Source organism: Gemmiger formicilis (genome assembly GCF_016901605.1).
GTDB lineage: Bacteria > Bacillota > Clostridia > Oscillospirales > Ruminococcaceae > Gemmiger > Gemmiger formicilis_B.
In genome coordinates this window covers 1-3833 of the sequence record NZ_JACJKP010000219.1, presented here as the reverse complement: position 1 = coordinate 3833, position 3833 = coordinate 1, and the positions used below count along the sequence as shown (strand labels likewise).

Here is a 3833-nt window from a genome sequence, read left to right as displayed (position 1 = left end):
ATCCCGCGCCGAAAGCCGTCCCTTTGTTCTGGTTTCGATGGCGGCAGGCCTTTCCATGCACCAGATCCGGCAGATGGCCGGCAGCGGATACCCCATCATCCGGATGATGCCCAACACCCCCGTGGCACTGGGCGACGGCATGATCCAGTATTGCCATGACGATGTGGAACCGGAACAGCTGAACGAATGGTTGAGCGCCATGGCCCCCGCCGGGCAGCTGGACGAAGTGCCAGAAAATCTGATCGACGCCGCCAGTGCAGTTTCGGGCTGCGGCCCCGCGTGGGTCTACCAGTTTATTGAAGCACTGGCGGACGGCGGTGTGGCTGCCGGGCTGCCCCGCGCCAAGGCGCAGGAATATGCCGCCCAGACTGTACTGGGCAGCGCCCGTATGGTGCTGGAAAGCGGCCAGCACCCCGGCGCCCTGAAGGACGCCGTCTGCAGCCCCGGGGGTTCCACCATTCAGGGAGTTCGTCTGTTGGAGCAGCGGGCTTTCCGCGGCGCTGTGACCGACGCGGTCCTGGCAGCTTACGAAAAAACGAAGGAATTGGGGAAGTAAAACTATGCGCATCGTTGTGAAGGTCGGCACCAGCACCCTCGCCCATCCGGGCGGGCGGCTGAATATCCGCCATACCGAGGACCTGGTCAAGGTATGGAGCGACATCAAAAACGCCGGCCACGAACTGATTGTTGTTTCCTCGGCCGCCACCGGTCTGGGCGTAGGCAAACTGCAGATTCAGAAGCCGAAGGACATCACCACCAAACAGGCCGCCGCTGCCGTGGGACAGTGCGAGCTGATGTATACCTACGACCGTCTGTTCAGCCAGTACAACCACACAGTGGCCCAGATGCTGCTTACCTGGGAGGACTTCGACCACGAAAACCGCCTGCGCAACCTGCGCAGCACGCTGGAACGTTTGCTGCAGCTGGGTGCCATTCCCATCGTGAACGAAAACGACTCCATCGCCATTGAAGAATATTCTCTGGGCGACAACGATACCCTGGCCGCACTGGTGGCACAGTGTATCCACGCCGACCTTGTGGTATTGCTTTCGGACATTGACGGCCTGTTTACGGCCGACCCCCACAGCGACCCCAACGCCCGGCCGATTCCCGTGGTGGAAGAGATCACCCCCGAAATCGAACGACTGGCCGGCGGTGCCGGTTCCTCGCTGGGGACCGGCGGCATGCTGACCAAGGTGATTGCCGCCAAACGGGCCACCAATGCCGGCGTTGATATGATCATCACCAACGGTGCCCACGCCGAGGTCCTGTATGACATTCTGGAAGGCAAACCGGTTGGCACCAAGTTCATCGGCAAGAAGGAGGAGTTTCAGTGACCACTCAGGAAATTTTGCAGGCCGCCCAGACGGCGCGCCTGCCGCTGGCCATGGCGGATACCCACACCAAAAACGAAGCGCTGGAAGCCATGGCTGTTGCCCTGATTGCTGCGCAGGAAGAGATCCTTGCCGCGAACAAACAGGACCTGGAAGCGGCACGCGGCCGCGTCAGCGATGTGATGCTGGACCGGCTGGCACTGACGCCCAGCCGCCTGACCGATATGGCCAAGGGCATGCGCGAAGTAGCGGCTCTGCCCGATCCGGTGGGTGCAGTGCTGCGCAAGATTGTACGTCCCAACGGGCTGGTCATTGAAAAGACCGCCGTTCCCATGGGTGTAATTGCCATCATTTACGAGAGCCGCCCCAACGTAACCAGCGATGCCGCTGCCCTGGCCCTGAAGGCAGGCAGTGCCTGTGTGCTGCGCTGCGGACGGGATGCCTGGGCCAGCTGCCACGCCATTGTGCAGGCCCTGCGCGCCGGACTGCGGAAAGTGCATCTGCCGGAACATGCCATCAGCCTGATTGAGGACACCAGCCACGCCAGCGCCAATGAACTGATGACTGCCGATGGCCTGGTGGACCTGCTGATCCCCCGCGGCGGTGCCGGACTGATCCGTGCCTGTGTGGAGAATGCCACCGTGCCCTGCATCCAGACCGGTACGGGCATCTGCCATGTGTATGTGGATGCGGACGCCGATCTGGATATGGCACTGCGCATTGTGGAGAACGCCAAAACCAGCCGTCCCAGCGTGTGCAATGCCGAGGAAGCCCTGCTGGTTCACCGGGATGTAGCCGCCACCTTCCTGCCGATGCTGAAAAAGTGCCTGGTCGACGACCGCACGGCTGCCGGACTCACTCCGGTGGAACTGCATCTGGACTCCGCTGCTGCCTCCATCATTGACGGTGTTCCCGCCGGTCCCGCCGACTTTGACACCGAATATCTGGATTATAAACTCAGCGTGGCTGTGGTGGATTCTCTGGAAGATGCCATTGCCCACATTGCCAAACATTCGACCCATCACAGCGAGGCCATTATCACCAACGACAAAGTTGCTGCCCAGCGCTTTGCCACCTGCGTGGACAGTGCCGCCGTTTACATCAACGCCAGCACACGCTTCACCGATGGCGGCGAATTTGGTCTGGGCTGCGAGATGGGCATCAGCACCCAGAAACTGCATGCCCGCGGCCCCATGGGTCTGGCAGAACTGTGCACCTACAAATACATCGTGCATGGCAACGGACAGACCCGCGGCGGCGCCGCTTCTCTGCTGCAGACGCCCTGCCACTGAAAAATGATATAGAAAACCTCCCGGCAAGCTTCGACGCCTGCCGGGAGGTTTATTATTTATCCGAAAATTCGTTCAGAACAGCATAAGAAAACTTTACGCAGAGCTTTTTCGCACCAGTCTGCAAACTGCCGTACCCGCAGCAGCCGGAACAACAGGCTGCGCACAGCATCCACCGCGGTACACACCAGATAGATGACCACCGCCGTACCGATCACGGCCAGAACCAGCAGCGGTCCCGGCAGCGAAGCGTAGGAAGCAAAACGGTTTTCCATCAATGCATCGCTGACCAGCGGGTGGTTATGGATCAGGTACACACCAAACGCCAGCGGCGATGCAAGACGGATCAGCCGCACACTCCATGCGGGCAACCGCAGATTTCTGAACAGAAGCAGCAGTCCTACCGCCGCCAGCAGCACGGTGGGCGAAATGTAATTCAACCAGTCCGACTGTGCACCGAAAAAACGGTCACCGATTTTGGCATACCATTCCACCCGCCGTGTCAGGATGTTGCGTCCCATCCGCAAAGCGTAGCTGAGCAGAGAGAATCCCACATACATTCCCAGCGCCTGGGTGGCCCGGATTTTTTCCCATGCCTTGTACTGGCGGATATACCCGCCGATCAGGTACAGAATGGCCAGCCACCAGACGGAATACCCGTTTGCCAGATAGAATCGATCATGACGGGTAATCGTCGGGAATACCGAGAATACCAGCACCAACACCACCAGCATGGTGCGCAGCTGCCGCCGCGGCATGGTGCGTACCAGGTGATTGAGCAGCGGAATCAAAAAGAACAGCCCAGAGTAAGCCGTAAAATACCAGTAATCCACGTACTGATAGGTGACGGGCATCAAGGCGTGGAGCAGGTCGGTAATCCCCACACTGCCGGGCATCAACATCCCCCACAATGCCGTAAAACCTACACTGTAAAATGCCACCTGCAACCACAGGTTGATCAGATTGGCGGGGCGCCAGCGGCTTGCCACTCCCACATAGCCGGAAATCAGTGCATAACAGTTCACCGCACAGTAGGCAAATGCTTCCGGCAGGTAAGCCCAGTACACACTGTGCCCCTGTGCCGCTTCGAGCACACCGCCGTGGCCTTCGGTATGCAAAATCACCACCAGCAGCATGCTGAACATGCGCAGCAGATCTATGCCGTAGTTTCGTTGTTGCTGCATGCAAATGTCCCCTTTTCTACCAAAAA

4 protein-coding genes are annotated in these 3833 nt (G+C 59.5%); 3 read left to right on the top strand and 1 reads right to left on the bottom strand.

Annotated elements, in window-relative coordinates:
- The 3 genes from proC to H6B10_RS13110 form a co-directional block, all read left to right on the top strand.
- Window positions 1-556 (top strand): pyrroline-5-carboxylate reductase (gene proC / locus H6B10_RS13120; protein WP_204652018.1); only part of this gene is annotated, 556 nt, incomplete at its 5' end.
- Window positions 557-560: 4 nt separating this feature from the next.
- Window positions 561-1337: a glutamate 5-kinase gene (gene proB / locus H6B10_RS13115; protein WP_204652017.1), complete on the top strand. Its 777-nt coding sequence runs from the start codon at window positions 561-563 to the stop codon at window positions 1335-1337.
- Entirely contained in the window at window positions 1334-2626 is a 1293-nt protein-coding gene (locus H6B10_RS13110; RefSeq protein WP_204652016.1) for a glutamate-5-semialdehyde dehydrogenase, read from the top strand. Before proB ends, H6B10_RS13110 begins: the two co-directional genes overlap by 4 nt.
- A 56-nt stretch (window positions 2627-2682) precedes the next feature.
- Here the strand turns inward: H6B10_RS13110 and H6B10_RS13105 are convergent, their stop codons facing one another.
- Window positions 2683-3807, bottom strand: coding sequence for an acyltransferase family protein (locus H6B10_RS13105; RefSeq protein ID WP_204652015.1), 1125 nt, complete (start codon window positions 3805-3807; stop codon window positions 2683-2685).
- Between the last annotated feature and the right edge of the window lie 26 nt (window positions 3808-3833).